General features: G+C 39.4%; 21 protein-coding genes. 6 read left to right on the top strand and 15 right to left on the bottom strand.

Annotation, left to right across the window (positions count from 1 at the left end; genetic code table 11):
- Window positions 1-502 precede the first annotated feature (502 nt).
- Window positions 503-1,207, top strand: a complete 705-nt coding sequence (locus DK866_RS14770; RefSeq protein ID WP_244179712.1) for a YbgA family protein — start codon at window positions 503-505, stop codon at window positions 1,205-1,207.
- Between the two features lie 10 nt (window positions 1,208-1,217).
- Here DK866_RS14770 and nadD read toward each other — a convergent pair whose 3' ends face one another.
- The 8 genes from nadD to DK866_RS14810 all read right to left on the bottom strand — a co-directional run bounded on the left by nadD (window position 1,218) and on the right by DK866_RS14810 (window position 9,532).
- A complete protein-coding gene (nadD, locus tag DK866_RS14775) occupies window positions 1,218-1,889 on the bottom strand; it encodes a nicotinate-nucleotide adenylyltransferase (RefSeq protein WP_109409513.1) in 672 nt (223 codons plus the stop codon).
- Window positions 1,882-2,916 carry a DNA polymerase III subunit delta gene (gene holA, locus DK866_RS14780; RefSeq protein ID WP_109409514.1) on the bottom strand — a complete coding sequence of 345 codons (1,035 nt, stop codon included), beginning with the start codon at window positions 2,914-2,916 and terminating at the stop codon, window positions 1,882-1,884. Before holA ends, nadD begins: the two co-directional genes overlap by 8 nt.
- Window positions 2,913-3,461: an LPS assembly lipoprotein LptE gene (gene lptE, locus DK866_RS14785; RefSeq protein WP_109409515.1), complete on the bottom strand. Its 549-nt coding sequence runs from the start codon at window positions 3,459-3,461 to the stop codon at window positions 2,913-2,915. Before lptE ends, holA begins: the two co-directional genes overlap by 4 nt.
- A gap of 12 nt (window positions 3,462-3,473) precedes the next feature.
- A complete protein-coding gene (gene leuS, locus DK866_RS14790; RefSeq protein ID WP_109409516.1) occupies window positions 3,474-6,056 on the bottom strand; it encodes a leucine--tRNA ligase in 2,583 nt (860 codons plus the stop codon).
- A gap of 327 nt (window positions 6,057-6,383) precedes the next feature.
- On the bottom strand, window positions 6,384-7,109 hold the full coding sequence (locus tag DK866_RS14795) for an amino acid ABC transporter ATP-binding protein (protein ID WP_109409517.1): 726 nt from the start codon (window positions 7,107-7,109) through the stop codon (window positions 6,384-6,386).
- A complete protein-coding gene (gltK, locus tag DK866_RS14800) occupies window positions 7,110-7,784 on the bottom strand; it encodes a glutamate/aspartate ABC transporter permease GltK (protein ID WP_072070241.1) in 675 nt (224 codons plus the stop codon).
- Window positions 7,784-8,524, bottom strand: coding sequence for an amino acid ABC transporter permease (locus DK866_RS14805; protein WP_109409518.1), 741 nt, complete (start codon window positions 8,522-8,524; stop codon window positions 7,784-7,786). Before DK866_RS14805 ends, gltK begins: the two co-directional genes overlap by 1 nt.
- 114 nt (window positions 8,525-8,638) lie before the next feature.
- On the bottom strand, window positions 8,639-9,532 hold the full coding sequence (locus tag DK866_RS14810; RefSeq protein WP_109409519.1) for an amino acid ABC transporter substrate-binding protein: 894 nt from the start codon (window positions 9,530-9,532) through the stop codon (window positions 8,639-8,641).
- Between the two features lie 365 nt (window positions 9,533-9,897).
- Between DK866_RS14810 and DK866_RS14815 the strand changes: the two genes are divergently transcribed.
- The 4 genes from DK866_RS14815 to DK866_RS14830 all read left to right on the top strand — a co-directional run bounded on the left by DK866_RS14815 (window position 9,898) and on the right by DK866_RS14830 (window position 13,646).
- Window positions 9,898-10,287, top strand: coding sequence for a metal resistance protein (locus DK866_RS14815; RefSeq protein WP_109409520.1), 390 nt, complete (start codon window positions 9,898-9,900; stop codon window positions 10,285-10,287).
- Window positions 10,288-10,372: 85 nt separating this feature from the next.
- Entirely contained in the window at window positions 10,373-12,412 is a 2,040-nt protein-coding gene (locus DK866_RS14820; protein WP_109409521.1) for a protein-disulfide reductase DsbD family protein, read from the top strand.
- Window positions 12,412-13,143, top strand: a complete 732-nt coding sequence (locus tag DK866_RS14825) for a DsbA family protein (RefSeq protein WP_109409522.1) — start codon at window positions 12,412-12,414, stop codon at window positions 13,141-13,143. The genes DK866_RS14820 and DK866_RS14825 overlap by 1 nt, the downstream gene beginning before the upstream one ends.
- The gene (locus DK866_RS14830; protein ID WP_109409523.1) at window positions 13,143-13,646 is read left to right on the top strand and encodes a protein disulfide oxidoreductase; all 504 of its coding nucleotides are present in this window, start codon (window positions 13,143-13,145) and stop codon (window positions 13,644-13,646) included. The genes DK866_RS14825 and DK866_RS14830 overlap by 1 nt, the downstream gene beginning before the upstream one ends.
- A gap of 8 nt (window positions 13,647-13,654) precedes the next feature.
- Here DK866_RS14830 and DK866_RS14835 read toward each other — a convergent pair whose 3' ends face one another.
- From DK866_RS14835 to miaB, 6 genes are all read right to left on the bottom strand, one after another.
- Entirely contained in the window at window positions 13,655-14,341 is a 687-nt protein-coding gene (locus DK866_RS14835) for a hypothetical protein (protein ID WP_109409524.1), read from the bottom strand.
- 71 nt (window positions 14,342-14,412) lie between these two features.
- Window positions 14,413-15,936, bottom strand: a complete 1,524-nt coding sequence (lnt, locus tag DK866_RS14840) for an apolipoprotein N-acyltransferase (protein ID WP_109409525.1) — start codon at window positions 15,934-15,936, stop codon at window positions 14,413-14,415.
- 7 nt (window positions 15,937-15,943) lie between these two features.
- Complete coding sequence (gene corC / locus DK866_RS14845; protein ID WP_023581153.1) at window positions 15,944-16,825, bottom strand: CNNM family magnesium/cobalt transport protein CorC; 882 nt, start codon at window positions 16,823-16,825, stop codon at window positions 15,944-15,946.
- A gap of 71 nt (window positions 16,826-16,896) precedes the next feature.
- Window positions 16,897-17,364, bottom strand: a complete 468-nt coding sequence (gene ybeY / locus DK866_RS14850; RefSeq protein ID WP_072070232.1) for an rRNA maturation RNase YbeY — start codon at window positions 17,362-17,364, stop codon at window positions 16,897-16,899.
- On the bottom strand, window positions 17,357-18,418 hold the full coding sequence (locus DK866_RS14855; protein WP_036912056.1) for a PhoH family protein: 1,062 nt from the start codon (window positions 18,416-18,418) through the stop codon (window positions 17,357-17,359). Before DK866_RS14855 ends, ybeY begins: the two co-directional genes overlap by 8 nt.
- Before the next feature lie 28 nt (window positions 18,419-18,446).
- On the bottom strand, window positions 18,447-19,877 hold the full coding sequence (gene miaB, locus DK866_RS14860; protein WP_109409526.1) for a tRNA (N6-isopentenyl adenosine(37)-C2)-methylthiotransferase MiaB: 1,431 nt from the start codon (window positions 19,875-19,877) through the stop codon (window positions 18,447-18,449).
- Window positions 19,878-20,082: 205 nt separating this feature from the next.
- On the opposite strand from miaB, the gene ubiF reads away from it, so the two are divergent.
- On the top strand, window positions 20,083-21,270 hold the full coding sequence (ubiF, locus tag DK866_RS14865) for a 3-demethoxyubiquinol 3-hydroxylase (RefSeq protein WP_109409527.1): 1,188 nt from the start codon (window positions 20,083-20,085) through the stop codon (window positions 21,268-21,270).
- Between the two features lie 53 nt (window positions 21,271-21,323).
- Here the strand turns inward: ubiF and fghA are convergent, their stop codons facing one another.
- Entirely contained in the window at window positions 21,324-22,154 is an 831-nt protein-coding gene (gene fghA / locus DK866_RS14870) for an S-formylglutathione hydrolase (protein WP_109409528.1), read from the bottom strand.
- Window positions 22,155-22,163: the final 9 nt, after the last annotated feature.

The following is a 22,163-nucleotide window of genomic DNA, read 5'->3' on the forward strand; positions in this document are numbered from 1 at the left end:
TTTGCAGTATTGTTAACTATGTTTATTTGTACTAGTTACAGACTTTTGTCTGCTTTTAGTGGCCAATTTACTTGTCGTTTTACTGCACCTCGATTTATTTAGAGCATGAACGCTATTTTAAAGGAATTTACACCAATAAATCTATTTTACTCGATGAGTAATTCCAGTTAGCGATAACAAGAACATAAACCTCATTCTTTTGTTTTTCGACGTTTGATTTAGAAAAATTCATATATGCCCATTAACTGCGTCATAATCAATAATAAAAAGAAGGCGCATAAGAACTTTTCAGTTAGACGACAGTTTTACCTTACAGTTCCCTTAAGGGAACAGAGGGTGAGAATAACAGCTAAACATCGTCTGTCAATGCTCATCAAGCACCTAATTAGGTGTGTTTTTACTTTGTTTGCGTCAGATTATACCGTGTAATGCTTAGACTTTTTAATTGGAGAGAAAAAGAATGGAAAGAAAAGTGAATTATCTCGGGATATCTTCAGAAATTATGAGTAACACCAATCACCAATTACAAGAAAAGTTAGCATTGCTTTGCGATACTGTTCAGGCGGAAAAGATAGGTATTATGCAGATAGAGGCTCAAAATAGAGATAACCTATTACCACTTTATGGTTATGTTGGAAAAAAAGGAGACAGACTTACCTCACCCTTGAATTTTGCTTTACCTCAAATAAATATTGATCAACTTTTACAGCCTATTGTTCTTGACCATTTTCTTACCCAATTTTTCACACTGTTTGATTATCAACAACAGGTTTATCAATCATTAACTAAAGGGGCTTTAGTTAAATTTCATAGCCGATACAAATATTTAATTATGGCTTATTCACTTGTGGCTTATCGAGAACTGGGGCGTGATATTGCTAATTTTTCTGATGCTATTCCCCTTGGAGAAGTTGCATCTAAATATCAGGAAAAGCTAATGAAGGCATTCAGTGTTGCAGCAAATAGAGAAGGGCAAACTAATGCGTTAATGCATATGGCTGGGTATTTTAAGCGAAATCTAAATTCACAACAAAAACAAGAAATGGCACAGACAATTTTACAATATCGTCAAGGTATTGTGCCTTTATCTAAACCTTATGATTTACTCAAATATTGGTTAACTGTTTATCCTGATGAGTATTTGAGTCATCAACGCTATTTTTCGCCTTATCCGTTCGCTTTTAATTATTTAAGAGAGCAACTTTAGCCTTAATTAATTATTTATAGAGTTGTTGCTGGCGAATATAGTCTTCAACAGAACTGGGTAGCAAATCGTGACAATCAATTCCTGCTTTATGGCGAGCACGAATATCTGTTGCTGAAATATTATAAAGAGGTGTATCTGCCAGAAAAATTTTGCCAGAAGGTAGGTAATGAATATCTTCTTGTTGATTGGTTTGATGTTTTTTTAGCCACTCTTGCATTTGAGGTGACTCGAAATGAGTTTGATAACCAGGGCGAGCACAAACTAACAAATGGCATATATCTAATAGTTTTTCCCATTGGTGCCACATATTAATTGAAAGTAATGAATCCTGACCAATAATAAATGCTAAAGGTTGTTTATTACCAATTTCTTGTCTGAAGTCTCTTAATGTCTCAATCGTATAAGAAGGTGTTAGCTTTTCAAGCTCACGAGTATCCACTTTAAATGAAGAATATGGCTCAAGAGCAAGACGTACCATATCCAGACGTTGCTGAGAAGATGCTTCAGGCTGTGGGCGATGAGGGGGAATATTATTGGGTAGCCATACCACTTCTTTTAAGCCAATTAATCCTGAAAGTGCTTCAACTGGACGTAAATGCCCATAATGAATTGGATCAAATGTGCCACCGTATAAGGCGATAGCTTGATTAATTAAAGGAGTAGGATCATTATTTTTAGGCATGATTTACAAATCCTTCTGGTAATGCTTTCCCACAAAGCAATAAGCCTAACGCGCTAAGAGATGGCCAAACAGTTTGACCATAATCTTGTTTAATGGTCATTTCGATACTGGCTAATAACCGTATTGCAGTTAGCAGTTGATGCTCGGATAAACGTTGTAATGCTGCTGTAAAAATTGGACGTCGGTTTTGCCAAATTCGATGTTTATCAAAAATCGTTTTTAAAGCAGCTGTTTTAGACTCTCGGTGTAGCGTAATTAATTGCATTAATTCACGTTGCAACGTTCTGAGTAAAATAACAGGTTCACTATCTTCTCTTTTGAGTTGTTGCAAAATATGCCATGCGCGTTGTGTTTTACCTGCAAGCAATGCATCAACCCAGTGATAAGGGGTAAAATGAGAAGCGTCATTAACGGCTGCTTCTACTCTAGGTAATGTCAATTTACCATCAGGGTAAAGTAGGGAAAGACGCTCTATCGCTTGTGCCAATGCGAGCAAATTACCTTCATAGCAGTAGCAAAGTAGTTGGTTACCTTGTTCATCCAGCGCTAATCCTTTTTGTTTTGCTCGACGAGCAACCCAATTAGGCAATTTATCAAGTTCAGGTGTGAGACAAGAAACATACGTTCCATTCTGGCTTAATGTTTTAAACCATTCACTGTTTTCTTGAGCCTTGGTGAGTTTATTGCCACGTAAAACCAACAATAAATCTTGATGTAACTCTTGAGATAACCTTGTGAGTTTCTCTGACATAGCTGCATTAGGACCGTTTTCAGGCAAATGCAGTAAAAGAGATTGTCTTTGAGAAAAAAGGCTTAGCGATTGACAAAGGGAGTAAATTTCATTCCAGTCCGTATTATTATCAAGAGTAAATTGATAGTGTTCAATAAACCCTTGGGCTTTAGCAACAGATTGGATGGCATCTTGAGACTCTTGGAGCAATAGAGGTTCATTGCCCCAGAGTAGATAACTTTGGCGCAGCCCCTCTTGGAGCTGCGCATTCAGTTGTTCTGGATATAAGCGGATCATTTGGCCGGAGAGATTATCTGTTTTGCTTGCTCAGCTTGTGCGGCTTTTTGGCGTTCAGCATTGTGAACAACTAATAATTTACGCACTAATATTGCTGTCGCTTGTTCACGCATTTCTTGTTTGATAATGTCATTTTCAGCATCTTTTGCTAATGCCTCTAATGGGTTATCGAAGAATGGTCGTGAAACCTGTGATGAAATAGGATAAATCGTTCCATCTGGCATAATCACTTGCGCATCTAGCACAAATGTTAGCTGACGTTCTGCTGATTTACCGTCTTGATACACAGAAACGGTCTCTTTACTCTCTGACGAGCCCACAATCTTGAGAATAGGGATATCTGCTGTTGGATTTTCAACAAGCTGAACACCACTAAGTCTGAGTTGTTGGCGCATTACACGAGATAATGGGCCATAAGGGTCACCAGAGCTAAGATAAAGCGTTTTTAATTCTGCTGGAACCTGAGTTTTCCCTTGTAAGTGAAAACCGCAGCCAGCGGTGATTAACACCGCTAAACCGAAAAATAGCGAAAATAGATATCGCACTAGGCCTCCTTATCAGCCAACAACGATGTTCAGTAATTTTCCTGGAACATAAATGACTTTACGAATAGTCACATCTTCCAAGTATTTAGCAACACTGTACTCTTTTGTCGCCATTTCCTGAACATATTCTTTTTCTGAATTAGCCGGAACAGTGACACGACCACGGACTTTACCATTCACTTGAACAATAATCAGTTTAGTGTCATCAATCATGGCTTCTTCATCAGCAACAGGCCATGGCGCAACATCAACGTCTTCTTTTCCACCTAATGCCTGCCACATTACAAAACAAGCGTGAGGAATAATTGGAGAAAGCATACGAACGATGGCTTCTAATGCTTCTTGCATTAATGCACGATCTTGTTCTGTTTCTTGACTTGCACGAGTTAATTTATTCATTAACTCCATGATAGCTGCAATCGCGGTATTGAAAGCTAAACGGCGACCTACGTCATCAGACACTTTTGCGATAGTTTTATGTAAGTCACGGCGTAAATCTTTTTGTTCTTCTGTTAATGCAGACAGATCAAGTGATTGTGCCGATCCTTTTTGAGTGTGCTCATGAACTAAACGCCATAAACGACGTAAGAAACGGTTAGCACCTTCAACACTAGACTCTTGCCATTCAAGTGTTAATTCTGGTGGAGCTGCAAACATCATAAATAAACGGACGGTATCTGCACCATAACGTTCAACCATTGTTTGTGGGTCGATACCGTTATTTTTAGATTTAGACATTTTGCTCATGCCAGCATAAGTCAGTTCATGACCAGCACTGTCCGTCGCTTTAATGATGCGATTTTTCTCATCACGTTCAACAATAGCTTCAGCAGGAGATACCCAATGACGAGCACCGTCTTCGCCTGTGTGATAGAACGCATCAGCTAATACCATTCCTTGGCACAGTAAACGTTTTGCTGGTTCATCAGAGTTTACTAAACCTGCATCACGCATCAGTTTATGGAAGAAGCGGAAATACATTAAGTGCATGATGGCGTGTTCAATACCACCAATATACCAGTCAACAGGTAACCAATAGTTAGCTGCTTTTGGATCTAACATGCCTTTATCGTAATCAGGGCAGGTATAACGAGCGTAATACCAAGATGATTCCATAAAGGTGTCAAAAGTATCTGTTTCACGCAGTGCTGGCTGACCATTAATGGTGGTTTTTGCCCATTCAGGATCGGCTTTAATTGGACTGGTGATCCCATCCATTTTTACATCTTCTGGCAGAATAACAGGCAGTTGATCTTCAGGAACAGGAACAACAGTACCGTCTTCTAAGGTTGCCATTGGAATTGGTGCACCCCAGTAACGTTGACGAGAAACACCCCAGTCACGTAAACGGTAGTTAACTTTGCGTTCACCGACACCCATTTGTGCAAGTTTATCTGCAATAGCATTAAAGCCAGCTTGGTTATCTAAACCTGAAAATTCACCAGAATTGATCAGGCTATTTTTCTCGGTTAATGCACCTTCAGATAAGTCAGGTTGATTACCTTCAGCATCTGCAATAACAGCTTTAATTGGTAAATTGTATTTAGTTGCAAATTCCCAGTCACGTTCATCATGACCTGGAACCGCCATTACAGCACCTGTGCCGTATTCCATTAATACAAAGTTAGCAACCCAAATGGCGACTTTCTCTTTAGTTAATGGATGAATGGCATAAAGACCAGTAGCAATCCCTTTTTTCTCCATTGTTGCCATATCGGCTTCTGCCATTTTCATGTTACGGCATTCATCAACAAAGTGTTGAACTTCAGGATTGTTTTGAGCTGCTTTTTGCGCTAATGGATGACCTGCTGCAACGGCCACATAAGTAACACCCATAAAGGTATCAGGACGTGTTGTATAAACCGTCATTTTGTCGTCGCTATCCGCAACATCAAATGTGATTTCGACGCCTTCTGAACGACCGATCCAGTTACGTTGCATGGTTTTAACTTGTTCAGGCCATTCATCTAACGTATCTAAATCGTTTAACAGCTCTTCTGCGTAATCGGTAATTTTGATAAACCACTGTGGAATTTCTTTACGTTCTACAGGGGTATCACAACGCCAGCAACAGCCGTCAATAACTTGTTCGTTAGCTAATACGGTTAAATCATGTGGGCACCAGTTAACAGCTGAGGTCTTTTTATACACTAAGCCTTTCTCATATAACTTAGTAAAGAACCATTGTTCCCAACGATAATATTCTGGTGTACATGTTGTGACTTCACGATCCCAATCGTAACCAAAACCCAGTTTCTTTAACTGGTTTTTCATGTAATCGATGTTTTCGTAAGTCCACGGCGCAGGCGCGGTGTTGTTTTTTACTGCGGCACCTTCAGCGGGTAGACCAAACGCATCCCAACCAATAGGTTGTAAGACGTTTTTACCTTGCATACGTTGATAACGGGAAATCACGTCACCAATGGTGTAGTTGCGGACGTGTCCCATGTGTAGTCGGCCAGAAGGATAAGGTAGCATTGACAGGCAGTAATATTTTTCTTTGTTATTATCTTCTGTCACTTTAAATGTATTGTTCTTTTCCCAGTGTTCCTGGATAGTTTGCTCTATATCTTCGGGACGATATTGTTCTTGCATGGCACCGATAATCCTATGGTGAATTAATGGCTACCGGAGGGTAACCGCTATTATGAAATTAAGACTTGCATAGCATAGCTGATTTTGTCTAATAGCCACAACTATTGATCTTAATGAAAGCCACTGTTTGCATAACTTTTTCAAGACAATTGCGAGATATCTTGGAAAGAGTTAAAACAAAAAGAGAATAAATGCGTATTTTCTAGAAAAACGTTGGTGATATTGCGAGAAAAGAAGATTGCTTGATATTTGGTTGCGAGGTTTTTCAAAATTATTATTTGAGGCTGACGTGCTAAGAAAGCACGCCAGCAGAGGAGATATAAAGTATTAATGCAAGATTTTAGCTAAGAAATCTTTTGCCCTGTCTGATTTTGGATTATCAAAAAAGTCATTTTTAGGCCTATCTTCCACAATTCGACCTTCATCCATAAAGATAATACGGTCAGCAACTTTTTTAGCAAAACCCATTTCATGGGTTACTACCATCATCGTCATGCCTTCATTTGCAAGCTCTACCATTACATCGAGTACTTCGTTAATCATTTCAGGATCAAGTGCGGATGTAGGTTCATCAAATAACATTGCGATAGGGTCCATACATAAAGCACGAGCAATGGCGACACGCTGTTGTTGACCACCAGAAAGTTGAGCTGGGTATTTGTTCGCATGATTGGATAGACCTACGCGTTCTAATAACTTTAAGCCTTTTTCTTTTGCAGCGCCTTTCTCTCTATTAAGTACTTTAACTTGTGCGAGTGTAAGATTTTCAATAATAGAAAGATGAGGGAAAAGTTCAAAATGTTGGAATACCATACCTACTTTTGCTCGTAATTTAGCAAGATCGGTATGTTTATCATTTACTTTGATTTCATTAACAAGGATCTCACCTTGCTGTATTGGTTCTAGACCATTCACTGTTTTGATCAGTGTCGATTTACCTGAACCAGAAGGCCCACAGACAACAACAACTTCCCCCTTTTTAACTTCAGTGGAACATTCAGTCAGTACTTGAAATTGACCATACCATTTGGATACGTCTTTTAGGGAAATCATCTAGGTAGTCCTTTTTTTAAGAAAGTTCACTAACATTGAAGCTGCGAAGCTAATGACAAAATAAACAAAACCTGCAAAGAGGATCATCTCAACTTGTGTGCCATCGCGTTCACCAATATTTGCCGCCGTTCTGAAAAAGTCAGTGAGACTTAATACATAAACTAAGGACGTATCTTGGAACAAGACAATTCCTTGAGTGAGTAAAAGTGGAACCATGGCTCTAAATGCTTGAGGTAAAATCACTAAGCGCATCGTTTGTGATTTAGTCATTCCTAATGCAAGTGAGGCAGAGAATTGTCCTTTACTAACACTTTGAATACCTGCCCTTATAATTTCAGAGTAGTACGCAGCTTCAAATAATGAGAACGCTATCATTGCTGAAATTAAACGGATATCACTTTTCGGTGAAAGTCCTAGAACATTTTGTAATATGTTAGGCACAATTAAATAAAACCACAGTAATACCATGACTAATGGGATTGAACGAAAGGTATTAACGTAAGCAGCCGCAAACCAACTAATAGGTTTAAACGTAGAAAGGCGCATAACAGCAAGCACTGTTCCCCATAAAATACCAACTACTATAGCGGTGATAGTGATTTTTAAAGTGATTGCCATACCATCGACTAAAAATGGTAGGCTTGGAACAACAGAACTCCAGTCAAATTCGTACATTATTGACCTCCTGTTGTGCCAGGTAAACGCACACGTTTTTCAAGCCAACTCATGATTAACATAATGATGACGTTGATAAAAACATAGGCGAGGGTAATTGCTGTAAATGACTCATACGCTTTCGCTGAATAATCGAGTAGCTTGTTTGCTTGTGCCGCCATATCAATTAACCCGATAGTGGAAGCAATCGCTGAGTTTTTTACGAGATTAAGCATTTCGGAGGTCATTGGTGGAATAATTACACGATAAGCATTGGGTAATAAAACATAACGATAGGTTTGAGGTAAGGTTAAACCCAAGGCAAGTCCAGCAGCTTTTTGCCCACGGGGTAATGAGTTAATTGCAGCTCTGACTTGTTCGCACATACGTGCTGCAGTAAATAAACCTAAACAGAGTGCTGAAGAGACAAAAAACTGTACATTTGGCGCTAAGTCCATTTTAAACCAGTCGCCAATAGATTGAGGTAATAGTTCAGGAATAACTAAATACCATGTAAAGAATTGAACAATAAGTGGTACGTTTCGGAATAACTCAACATAAATTGTACCTAAGCTCGAAAGCCAACGATTAGGTACAGTACGCAAAATTCCGAATAAAGAACCAACAAGAAAGGCAATAACCCAAGCGCATAAAGATAAGGCAATGGTGACTTGGAAGCCTGAAATCAGCCATCCTAAGTATGTGGTGTTTCCGAAAGGGGCTTCTTGGAAGAATATCCCCCAATCCCAATCAATCGACATGATTTCACCTCCGGTGAAAAATAGGGGCAGGGAACGACTGCCCCAAACTTCACTGATCTGTCTGTCCAACAGATACTTTATAATTATTTGTTTGCATCAACTTCGTATGTATTTTTAATTCAATGCTTTATCATTTGGTGATGCAAATAAGGCTTTCATTTCATCAGAGATAGTGAATTCTAGGTTAAGGTTTTTAGGTGGAATAGGGGCATTGAACCAACGATTGAAGGATTTTTCTGCTTCGCCTGATTTTTGTGCGTTAGCGATAGTTTCATCGATTAATGCTTTGAATTGAGCATCGTCTTTACGCAACATACAACCATAGGCTTCTTCAGATTGTGGGGTTCCTACAATTTCCCACTGACCTGGTTTTTTCGCTTTAGCGCGTTCACCAGCAAGTAATGCATCATCCATCATAAAGGCGACAGCACGACCTGATTCAAGTGTACGGAATGAGTCACCATGATCTTTTGCGCTGATAATGCGCATATTCATTTTTTTCTCATCGTTAAGTTTGTTGAGTAACATTTCAGATGTTGTTCCTGATGTTACGACTACATTTTTACCGGATAGATCAGAGAAGTCTTTTATTCCACCGTCTTTTTTCGCCAGTAAACGTGTACCTACGATAAAAATAGTATTAGAGAAACTAGCTTGTTGCTGACGAGCTTCATTATTGGTTGTTGAGCCACATTCAAAATCAAATGTACCATTTTGTAATAATGGAATGCGATTCTGAGATGTAATAGGGATCAGGCGAACTTGCAGATTAGGTTTGCCTATTTTGTCTTTTACTGCTTGTACAATCAGATTGGAATAGTCTTGAGAATAGCCAACCACTTTTTGTTGGTTGTCATAGTAAGAGAAAGGAACAGAGGATTCCCGATGTCCAACAATAATAATATCGTTGTCGTTGATTTTTTTTAAGGTTCCAGTGAGTTCTTCTGCCTGCACAGCTCCTGCAGCCCCTAAAATCATTAATGATAATGCTAGTTTACGCATGCGCATAATAACTCCTGTCGTGGTGATAAATGATATTTGTGATTTGCCTTGTGTTGCTTTTTTGTTTTAATTTGTTTTGATAATGTTAATAGATAGAACAAATAACATACCGTTGGGAAGTGTAATTTGTGAAATACGAGAGGTATCTCTCAATAAAAGAATGAAATCAAATGTGGTTGATTATTTTTTTGGAAGTTGTTTTCAATATTTAAAATTATTGTAGTAGAAACCTTACGGAAATAAAGGTTAAAGATGAAAAATTGAGATAATAGTAAAAATAAAATAAGTAGGGATTTGTAAAGTTTGTCTTAAGGAGTTGTTTGTCTGTGGATTACCGTTAAGATAGCGGGTCATATTGATGAGGAACATCTATGAGTAATTGGCGGTCAGGTCGCTGGCTAGTGGTGATAACAGTTTTGCTGATCTTGTGTTGCATTGTTCAGCGTTCATTAGGTGCCCACGTCATTAGTGAGCGCTTAGCGACGGCTGTTTCTCAAACTCAATATCCACTATCAACACCGATTACTGATGAGAATAGCGCAACAGAACATACTTATTCACTCTCTACCTGTGAATTAAGCGCTAAATCATTATTATCTGTTCCCCCACTAACAATAGAGCCTTTTTTCCATTCGTGGGCTGTACTATTACTGTTAAGTATGGCCGCTATCTATGTTTCGCGTCAGCGTAGCCAGAAAAAACACCATCATCCACCTCCTCCAATAAGACTTCACCTTCATTATTGTATTTTGAGGGATTAGAAATTTCCTTTTAGCTAAAAAATTGCACGTCTATCTTTGGGCGTAGCTTTGTGTGTAGCGTTGTAGGAATTTTTAGGGAGTTGTTATGTTTCGTTCTTTTGTTATGGCGTTGGTATTAACGCTATTTACGTTATCTACATCTCAAGCAGCAGATACAGGTTGGTTAACCATGCCTGATAATTCTCACGCACAAGTTAGGGCGACAGCACAAAAGTCACCAACGGGCGATGTGAAAATGTTACTTGAAGTGCAACTTGAGTCTGGATGGAAAACTTACTGGCGCTCACCAGGAGAAGGTGGTGTTGCACCTGAAGTTAATTGGTCACAAGATGTGAGTGCAATGGTATGGCATTGGCCGTCACCTTCTGCTTTTGATGTCGCAGGTATTCACACTCAAGGCTATGACAAACAAGTTGTTTTTCCGATTGAATTAACCTCTGTTGATGCGGATCGTTTAACAGGCGTTTTAACGTTATCAACATGCAGTAATGTCTGTATTTTGACTGACTACACTTTAGACTTGGATCTTACAGAGCCAGCACCTGCTGATTTTGAATGGCAATATAGTCAGGCGATGGCAAAAATCCCAGTTGGCACAGGACTTATCTCCTCGGTTTCTTCTGATTATAACGATAGCCAGCTCACTATCTCTTTACAAAAAAAGCAAGGTTCGTGGGTTAAACCTAATATTTATCTCGATCCTCCCGAAGGTATGCTTTATGGAATTCCGCATTTAAATCATAAAGATAATAATTTATTTGTCACTGTTGATGTAACTGATGACTGGGGTGATGCTGCGGGTGATATTTCGGGTAAAACACTCTCATTTGTTATTACTGACCAAGATTTCTCTCGTCAAGTTAATGACACAATAGGACTGGGGAAAACAGGTATTGCTCCTCCATCTCATTCAAGTGTTGGATTATGGAGTATTCTAGCTTTTGCGCTATTAGGTGGATTGATCTTAAATTTAATGCCTTGTGTACTACCTGTACTCGCGATGAAGTTGGGTTCGATTTTACACCTTGAAAATCGTGATAAAGGGGTTATTCGTAAGCAATTTTCGGTGTCTGTTTTAGGTATTTTAGTTTCTTTTTGGGCATTAGCTCTATTTATGACGGGTTTACGCTATAGCCAAGAAGCCTTAGGTTGGGGAATACAGTTTCAAAGCCCTTGGTTTATTGGATTTATGGTGTTAGTGACGGCTATTTTTACCGCTAATTTATTTGGTCTATTTGAGTTACGTCTAAGTAGCAATATGAATACTAAAATGGCAACGGCAGGTGGGCAGGGATATAGTCGTCATTTTTGGGAAGGTGCTTTTGCTACTTTACTTGCTACCCCTTGTTCTGCACCATTTTTAGGTACCGCAGTCGCTTATGCTTTGATTGCTCCGTTAAGTGAGTTATGGCTTATTTTTACTGCATTAGGGATAGGAATGAGTTTGCCTTGGATCTTAGTGGCAATATTTCCATCTGTTGCAAAAGTGCTACCAAAACCCGGTAAATGGATGAATCGCCTAAGAGTTGTTTTAGGTTTTATGATGCTGTTGTCTAGCATTTGGCTTATTACACTTTTAATTCCTCATTTTGGGATAGCAATTGTTGCTGGCATTTTTATTGTTATTACTTTGCTTTTATTACTCGCAATTACACGGCACTATGGCAAAAAAATGGCTCTTATTTCTACTGTAATTGCCTTATTTTTGGCGGGAAGCACTTATTTATTTGTTGCTCAACCAGAAAGCCATACACTTGCAGGTCAAGACACGGTAAATTGGCAACCTTTATCTGAAGAAGCAATACATCAAGCCTTGGCTGATAATAAACGTGTGTTTGTTGATGTCACGGCAGATTGGTGTGTGACCTGCAAAGCAAACAAATACAATGTATTATTGCGAGAAGATATTCAGGCTGCACTGTCAGCACCTGATGTTGTTGCATTAAGAGGGGATTGGACTAAACCCTCTGATAAGATCACTCAGTTTTTAAAACAACGTGGTCAAGTTGCTGTACCTTTTAACCAAGTTTATGGACCTTGCCATAAAAATGGCGTGGTTCTACCCCCTCTTTTAAATAAAGATTCAACATTGACTGTTCTTTCAGAGGCTAAAGGAGCCCAATAATGAAAAAAACACTTTCTGCACTGGTTATTTCGTCATTACTTTTTGGTGCAAATGTGCAAGCCGCAGCATTAAGTGCTGATCAGGAAAAAGAAGTTCGCGCGCTGGTTCGTGATACATTAATCAAAAACCCAGAAATTCTGGAAGAAGCAATCACTGCATTACAAGCACAAAAAGCCGATGAGCAACAAGCACAATTTCGTACTGCATTAAAGGCAGAACACGACGCATTATATAACGATGCAGCAAGCCCTCGTATTGGTGCAAAAGACGCGAAGTTAGTGTTAGTTTCTTTTACTGATTATAACTGCCCATACTGCAAACGTTTCGATCCATTATTAGAACAAATCACAAAAGATTATCCAGAAGTAGCTGTGGTAATTAAACCATTACCATTTAAAGGCGAAAGTTCGGCCAAAGCTTCCCAAGCTGTGCTTTCTGTATGGAAAGAAGATCCAAAAGCGTTCTTAGCGTTACACCAACGTTTAATGCAGAAGAAAACAATGCTAGATAATGCAAGTATTGATGATGCAATGAAAACAACCAATACAAGCAAAGTAAAATTAACGGATGACAGCTTAAAAGCGTTACAAAATAACCTAGATCTTTCTCGTAAATTAGGTATTCAAGGTACGCCTGCAACTGTTGTTGGCGATATGGTTATCCCAGGCGCCGTTGATTATGCTCAGCTAGAAGTGATTGTGAAAGAGCAACTGGCTAAAGTGAAAAAATAATGCGTAGTCGCTTACGAAAGTGGAGTAAAGAACTTATTGTTCTGGTGGTCATTTTCGGTATAGCCTCTTTCGCGATGGATTGGTGGCGACAACCTACGCCACCTTCTTTGACGAATTTACCTGAACTTTATACTGTTGATAATAAAGTTGTTTCATTAACAGAATTGAGTGCTGAAAAACCCTTATTAATCTATTTTTGGGCAACATGGTGTGGTGTTTGTAAACTAACAACACCCGCTGTAAATTCGTTAGCGCAAGATGGGTATAATGTGACATCAGTTGCGATCCGTTCTGGTGATAATGCAAAACTCGTACGTGGTATTCAGTCTAAAGAACTGGTCTTTCCTGTAATAAATGATAGTCGAGGCGATATTTCTCAGCAGTGGGAAATTAGTGCAACACCTTCATTTGTTATTGTTTATAAAGGGGAGATGGTAGGCTTTACTAGTGGTTGGTCATCTTCGTGGGGATTAAAACTACGTTTATGGTGGGCTTCTATCTAAATCAGCTATCAGAATTTTAGTAAAGAAAAAAAGGTACCGGGTAAGCTGACAATAAAATAGATTATTTCATAAATAATATTTTTACGTCTGCGTTCAATTTTTGCTTCTTCGGTATTCTGGGCAATTAATGTCTTTTCATCGGCAATGCGTTTTGCAGTATTAATATGTATTGGCACTATATTAATAGGAATAACGGTTTGATTATTTTTATTAGTAGGGGTTAATTGAGCTAATGTCCAGCCATATTGATGCTGTTTATCCCCAAACGCATTTTGCTGAATAACATAACCGTAATGATCTTTACGAAAACCTTTTTCTTCGTTATCGCTGGAAATTTTATGTGCATATTGCCAATAAGATTGAATATTTACAGATGACTGAATTAATTGGGATAGAGCTGGTGGTTCAAGTGGAGTGACATTAACGCGTTTAGACTCGGCCTCTTGTTTTTGTTGATCGGTAACCGCTGTTTTCCAATGCACAGGTACAATGGTTTTATCTTCAATAAGTTGGCTAATTGACTCTGGTTGTTTTGATAATACCCAGCCAAATTCATGTTGTTGCTGATTGAACATTTGGCGTTGGAGCCATTTATTTTCTTTATCCGTACGAAAGCCCTTTGTTTCATTATCTGCTGATATTTCTTTAGCTCTTTGCCAAATGACATCAAGAATATGTTCAGGATAATTTTCCATAAAAAAGCTCTCTTATTAGAAAAAGCCCAACCTAATTAATATTAACTTAATAGGGTTGGGCTTTATTCATTTTAATTACGGCGTTTAATAAAGGCGATGGTAAAAAATAATCCAACCAATATCCACAATGGTGTATTGCCCCATTTGTAATAAGGGGTTAACCCAGTTGTTGGTGTCATTTTTTCCGCTAAAGCGCCTTCTTCAAATTGAGGAAGTTGAGAAATTACATCACCGTTGGCTGCAATAAAGGCTGTAATACCGTTATTCGTCGAGCGTAATAATGGTCTTCCTAACTCAAGAGAACGCATTCTCGCCATTTGAAAATGCTGCCAAGGGCCGATTGAATTACCAAACCACGCATCATTAGAAATCGTTAATAAGAACCGTGTATCAGGTTTGAAATTAGCGCGAACTTGCTCACCTAAAATAATTTCGTAGCAAATAGCTGCGGTTATTTTGGCATCATTAACAGTAAGCTGAGGTTGTACATATTCACCTTGGCTTAATGATGACATCGGTAAATTAAAGAAAGGTGCCAGTGGGCGTAATAGTGATTCTAATGGTACATATTCACCAAAAGGAACAAGGTGATGTTTGTTATAGCGATCTGTTGCTGGGTATTGATAAGCATAGTGTTCACCTAATGTGATGACACTATTGTAGAAACGATAACCTTCTAATGTTGGTCGAGCATCAATAATTCCTGTCATTAAATGGGTATCTTGCTCTCTTAATTGCTTATCTAATTCTGCTAAAAAGCTTTGTTGTTGAATTTCAATATCAGGGATCGCAGATTCAGGCCAAATAATGAGATTTGCATTACCAATAAAAGGGCGACTTAAGGTGAGATAGGTTTTTAGTGTGCTCTCTAATGTACCCGGTTCCCATTTTAAAGATTGTGCGATATTACCTTGGATTAATGCAATTTCTTGCGTTTCATCAGGTAAAGGCTGATACCACTGATAGGACTTAAAGCTAATAGGTAATACTAATAAAAGCAACGCAACTACAAGGCTGTAAATTGATTTACGATAGATTGTAAATGCAATTAATCCACTAATAACGGTTAAAAGCAGCGTTATCATGGTGACACCAAAAATAGGTGCAATACCTTTTAATGGGCCATCAATCTGGCTATAACCAAACTGTAACCATGGAAAGCCTGATAATACCCAACCTCTTAAAAATTCGGTAATTTGCCATAGTGCGGGGGCTGCAAATACAAAACGCCAGAGTGTTGGTTTTGGAAAAAACTTATTCAGTGATCCTGCAAATAACAGTGTGTAGAGTGATAAATAGAGTGCTAATAAAATCACTAAAAAGATATTTATCGCAAATGGCATACCACCAAAATCAGCGATACTGACGTAAACCCAATTTACACCGCTACCAAATAACCCAAATCCCCAAGCAAAACCAAGAAATGCACCTTGTCGAGTTGTACGTTGCGTGATTATCAGTAATAGGCCCAGCAGTGAAATTAAGGCTGCTGGCCAAAAATCAAATGGGGAAAATGCTAATGTGCCAATGGCACCGAAAAAAACCGCCAGAAGGGCGCGAACCCACTGGCGGTTTAAGAAAGAGGTCTTATTCATTTAGATCCTATGCATCATTACCTAGTTCAGGAATGGGCGCATCATCTGGGATATGCACATAAACCTGAATGATCTTACGGCTATCTGCCATAACAACTTTAAATTGGTAATTATCAATGGTAATAGTTTCACCACGAGCAGGAAGGTGACCAAAGGCTTGCATAACTAAACCGCCAATAGTATCAACTTCTTCATCGCTGAAATGTGTACCGAACGCTTCATTGAAATCTTCTATCTGGGTTAAAGCTCGAACTGAGTAAGCGTGGCGACTCAGTGGACGAATATCAATATCATCCTCATCGTCATACTCATCTTCAATTTCGCCTACGATAAGTTCTAGAATATCTTCAATTGTGACAAGCCCTGATACACCTCCAAATTCATCAATCACAATTGCCATATGATAGCGTTGTGAGCGGAATTCTTTTAATAGGCGATCGACCCGTTTACTTTCAGGTACAACAACCGCTGAACGTAAGACTTTATCCATACTAAATGGCTCTGCGTCAGTACGCATAAATGGCAGTAAATCTTTAGCCATTAATAAGCCTTCAATATGATCTTTGTCTTCGCTGATGACTGGGAAACGGGAATGTGCCGAATCAATAATTACATCTAAACATTCATCAAGAGTTTGATTACGTTTTAGTGTAACGATTTGGGAGCGTGGGATCATAATATCCCGAACACGCTGTTCAGCAATATCCATTACCCCTTCAAGCATGTCGCGGGTATCAGGATCAATTAATTCTTTCTGTTCAGAATCGCGGATAAGCTCCATCAGATCATCACGGTTTTTAGGTTCACCGTGGAACCACTGATTAAGCAGTGTGAGAAACCCTTTCTTAGGACCAGGGTTATCGTTACTCGAAGATTGGTCGTCGCTCATGGCGTTTTAACTATTTTTCCTCATTGAATGGTTAATTAGATATAGTATTTATCATAAAAATAAGAGAACTGTTACTCTTTTTCAATTAAATAGGGATCTGCATAACCTAAATTTTGTAAGATTTCTGTCTCTAAACCTTCCATTTCTTCGGCTTCATCATCTTCAATATGATCATAACCTAAAAGATGCAGACAACCATGAATAACCATGTGTGCCCAATGTTCTTCGACAGTCTTACTCTGTTCAACGGCTTCTTTTTCTACCACTTGTCGGCAAATAATCAAATCACCTAATAGAGGCAGTTCAATTTCAGGTGGTGCTTCAAAAGGAAAAGAAAGCACGTTAGTGGGTCTATCTTTACCGCGATAAGTGAGATTAAGCTCATGACTTTCTGCTTCATCAACAATGCGGATGGTGACTTCACTGACTGGTTGAAACTGTGGTAATACCGCTTCAAGCCATGTCATAAATTGGGCTTCACTCGGAAGCCCTTGCGTATTTTCACTTGCAACTTGTAAATCAAGGATAACTTCACTCATGATTTTCTCTCTGAAGCTTCTCTTTTTCTGCTTTGATAGCTTGGCGACGTTTTTGGTCTTCAGTTTCCCAAGCTTCATAGGCGATAACAATTTTGGCAACCACAGGGTGGCGAACAACGTCTTCACTGTGGAAAAAGTTAAAACTTAAGTCATTCACATCGGATAAAACTTCGATGGCATGACGTAAGCCCGATTTATTGCCTCTTGGCAGGTCAATCTGAGTAATATCCCCAGTGACAACGGCTTTAGAGTTAAAACCAATACGCGTTAAGAACATTTTCATTTGTTCAATGGTGGTGTTTTGGCTTTCATCAAGAATAATAAAGGCATCATTGAGTGTACGCCCACGCATATAAGCGAGAGGAGCGACTTCAATAACATTACGCTCTATTAGTTTCTCAACTTTTTCAAAACCCAACATCTCAAATAACGCATCATAAAGCGGTCGTAAATAAGGATCGACTTTTTGACTAAGGTCGCCAGGTAAAAAACCCAGTTTTTCACCAGCTTCAACCGCAGGGCGTGTTAACAAAATACGACGCACTTCTTGGCGTTCAAGAGCATCAACAGCGGCAGCAACAGCCAGATATGTCTTCCCTGTACCAGCAGGCCCAATACCAAATGTAATATCATGGGTTTGAATATTGGCAATATATTGTGCCTGATTCGGTGTGCGAGGTTTTATCACACCTCGTTTAGTCCGAATATTGGTTGATTTCCCAAATTCAGGAACATGCTCATCACTTTGCTCAAGCACACGGCTTTCTTTGATTGCAAGGTGAATTTGTTCAGGGTCGATATCGGGGATCACGCCTTTAATTGGCGAGGTTTCCACATACAGGCGACGTAAAATTCCTGCTGCTGCATTGACACATAATGATTTACCCGTGAGTTTAAAACGGTTATCACGATGATTAATCTCGATACCTAAACGGCGCTCAAGTTGCTTAATATTATCGTCAAATGGACCACATAGGCTCATTAAACGGGCATTGTCAGCTGGCTCTAAGAAAATTTCTTGGGTCGCTACTTGTGCATGTGCTATTACTGTCACTGATTATCCTTTTGTTAAATCTGATTAATTAAGGTTGGTAAACACCTACCCCTAATTCATCTTCTTTACGAGTACGTGCAATGACGGATTCTGGTGATTCATGGATGCGTAAATCCATTTGATCTTCCGTTCTAACCACTTTACCACGTAGGGAGTTGGCATAAACGTCCACAATCTCAACATCAACGAACTTACCAATCATATCCGGTGTACCTTCAAAGTTAACCACTCGGTTATTTTCAGTACGACCAGAAAGCTCCATCACATTTTTACGTGAAGGGCCTTCAACAAGAATACGTTGCACACTGTTTAGCATAGCTCGGCTAAAGTTCATGGCTTGTTGATTGATACGTTGTTGTAGCAGATATAAACGCTGTTTCTTTTCATCTTCGCTAACGTCATCAGGTAAGTCAGCCGCTGGCGTACCTGGACGTGCGGAATAGATGAAACTAAAGCTCATATCAAAATTAACATCTGCAATTAATTGCATCGTTTTTTCAAAGTCGTCTTGTGTTTCACCTGGGAAACCGATGATAAAATCTGAACTGATCAGAATACCAGGACGTGCTTTGCGTAATTTGCGAATGATGCTTTTATATTCAAGTGCCGTATGGTTACGCTTCATTAATGTTAGAATGCGGTCAGAACCACTTTGTACAGGCAAATGTAAATAACTGACTAATTCTGGCGTATCTTCATAAACAGCAACGATATCGTCAGTAAATTCGATAGGGTGGCTAGTGGTAAAACGAATGCGGTCAATACCATCAATTGCTGCCACTAAGCGAATTAATTCAGCAAAGCTACAAATTTGGCCATCGAAAGTAGCGCCACGATAGGCGTTAACGTTTTGGCCTAATAAGTTAACTTCACGTACACCTTGAGCTGCTAATTGTGCGATTTCAAATAGCACATCATCACAAGGGCGGCTGACTTCTTCACCGCGAGTGTAAGGTACAACGCAGAAAGAGCAGTATTTATTACAGCCTTCCATGATGGAAACGAAAGCTGAAGGGCCTTCTGCACGAGGCTCTGGCAGACGGTCAAATTTTTCGATTTCAGGGAAGCTGATATCGACAACTGGGCTTTTAGTACCTTTAACCTGATTAATCATTTCAGGTAAGCGGTGTAAGGTTTGTGGTCCGAAGATAATATCGACACACTGCGCACGTTGACGAATGTATTCACCTTCTTGAGAGGCAACACAACCGCCAACGCCAATGATAATATCGGGTTTATTATCTTTAAAATATTTCCAACGTCCTAACTGATGAAAGACTTTTTCTTGTGCTTTCTCACGGATAGAACAGGTATTTAGCAGTAGAATGTCCGCATCTTCGGCGACATCGGTTAACTGATAACCGTGGGTGCTTTCGAGTAGGTCTGCCATTTTGGATGAATCGTACTCATTCATCTGACAGCCCCAAGTTTTAATGTACAGTTTTTTTATCGTCGACATTGTGTAAATCCGGTATTTTCAGTGAGACAATAGCTAATCACTGGAAAACGTTGCGTGTAATAAGCCAATAAGGCGGTTATTGTAGTCATTTGTGTGGTCAGTGACTAGAGTAAGTCGGCGCTAATTCTTTATGGCGTTTAGTTTAATCAAAATAAACTGAAACAGCGCTTACCTATTATTTAAAGTAATGAGTTATGGCATAACAATGATGAGTAATGTAAAAAACGATTTTGATGCAATCATCGCGGGTGGCGGGATGATTGGCGCTGCTGTTGCAATTGGACTGGCGCAAGAAGGATTGCGTGTCGCAATGATTGAACGACAGTCTCCAGCACCTTTTGATGCGTCATCTCATCCTGATATCCGTATTTCTGCGATTAGCTGTGCGTCCGTTAGTCTATTAAAACAACTAGGTGCATGGCAACATGTTTTGGCTATGCGTTCTGCACCTTATCTTACTCTTGAAACATGGGAAGAAGAAAACGCTCATGTTGTTTTTGATGCAAAAAGCTTAGGGTTGCCCGAATTGGGGTATATGGTTGAAAACCGTATTTTGCAATTAGCGCTTTGGCAAGAAGCTGAACGTTATAGCAATATCACTTTATTATGCCCAAACAGTCTAAGCAAAATGACCTATTTAGATGATAAATGGAAAGTAACACTTTCTGATGGCAGTGAAGTGACCACAAATTTAGTGGTGGGTGCCGATGGTGCGAATTCTCAAGTACGCCAATTTGCAGGTATTGGTAGCAATGGCTGGCAATATCGCCAATCTTGTATGTTGATTACAGTAAAAACAGAATTACCACCAGAAAAGGGAACATGGCAACGTTTTTACCCTTCTGGGCCTCGTGCTTATTTACCGCTTTTTGATAACTGGGCTTGTTTGGTTTGGTATGACTCGCCTGATCGAATTAGAAAACTGCAAAACATGTCGATGATGCAGTTAGAAAAAGAAATTCAACATGCTTTTCCTGAGCGATTAGGTAAAGCGACACCTATTGCAGCCGGTTCATTCCCATTAACGCGTCAACATGCAAGTCGTTATGTTGATAAAGGGATTATTTTGTTGGGAGATGCGGCTCATACCATCAATCCTTTAGCGGGGCAGGGCGTCAATTTAGGTTACCGTGATGTGGATTGTTTCTTAGGCTTAGTGGCTGATGCCAAAAAACATTTTGAACCTTGGGATTCAATGGCGTTATTGAAGAAATATCAGCGTCGACGTATGCCTGATAACTTAGTGATGCAAGCGGGAATGGATGTTTTTTATCACGCCTTTAGTCACCAATTACCGGGATTAAAAGTTGTTAGAAATATCGGTCTTTTAGCAGCTCAACATGCAGGTAAGGCTAAAGAAGCGGCGCTACGTTATGCATTAGGCATTAAGTGATTTAAGTAATAAAGTAATGCGATGTTCTCCCTAAAGAGATCATCGCATTATCGCTAAGCGTTTAAGTGCTTTGCATGAAAGGCAATATGTTCGCCAATAAAACTTGCCACAAAATAGTAACTGTGATCGTACCCTTGATGTAAATTCAATTGATAAGGGAACTGTTTTTTGTCACAAACTTGCGCATATAATTCAGGTTTAAGCTGTTCTTGATAGAACGGATCATCAAGCCCGACATCAACACGCATAGGTAATACACTTTCTGCTTGGTTAATTAATTCAACCGCATCATATTGTTTCCACTGTGCCACATCATTCCCTAAATAAGCGCTAAACGCCTTTTTACCCCAAGGAACAATAGAGGGTGACACTATAGGAGAAAATGCCGACACGCTGCGATAGCGGGCTGAATTTCGTAAGGCAATCGTTAAGGCGCCATGTCCTCCCATTGAATGACCGCTAATTGCGCGTTTATCCGTGACAGGAAAGTGTGTTTCAATCAGTGTCGGTAGCTCATCAACAATATAGTCATACATCTTGTAATGTTCATTCCAAGGCGATTGGGTGGCATTAAGATAAAAGCCTGCACCTTGCCCTAGATCATAAGCACTATCATCAGCGACATTTTCACCACGAGGACTGGTATCTGGCACAACTAAAATAATGCTATGTTGTGCTGCAAATTGTTGAGCACCAGCTTTAGTAATAAAATTTTGTTCATTACAAGTTAAACCTGATAACCAATATAAAACAGGGTATTTTTGCCCTTCTTCCATCGGAGGAAGATAGATGGCAAATTTCATCTCACAATTTAACGCCTTTGATGTATGTTGATAAACTTCTTGCCAACCACCAAAACAGGCGTGACGTTCAATCCTTTCCATTTTGACTCC

It is taken from the genome of Proteus genomosp. 4 str. ATCC 51469, from assembly GCF_003144375.1.
Lineage (GTDB): Bacteria > Pseudomonadota > Gammaproteobacteria > Enterobacterales > Enterobacteriaceae > Proteus.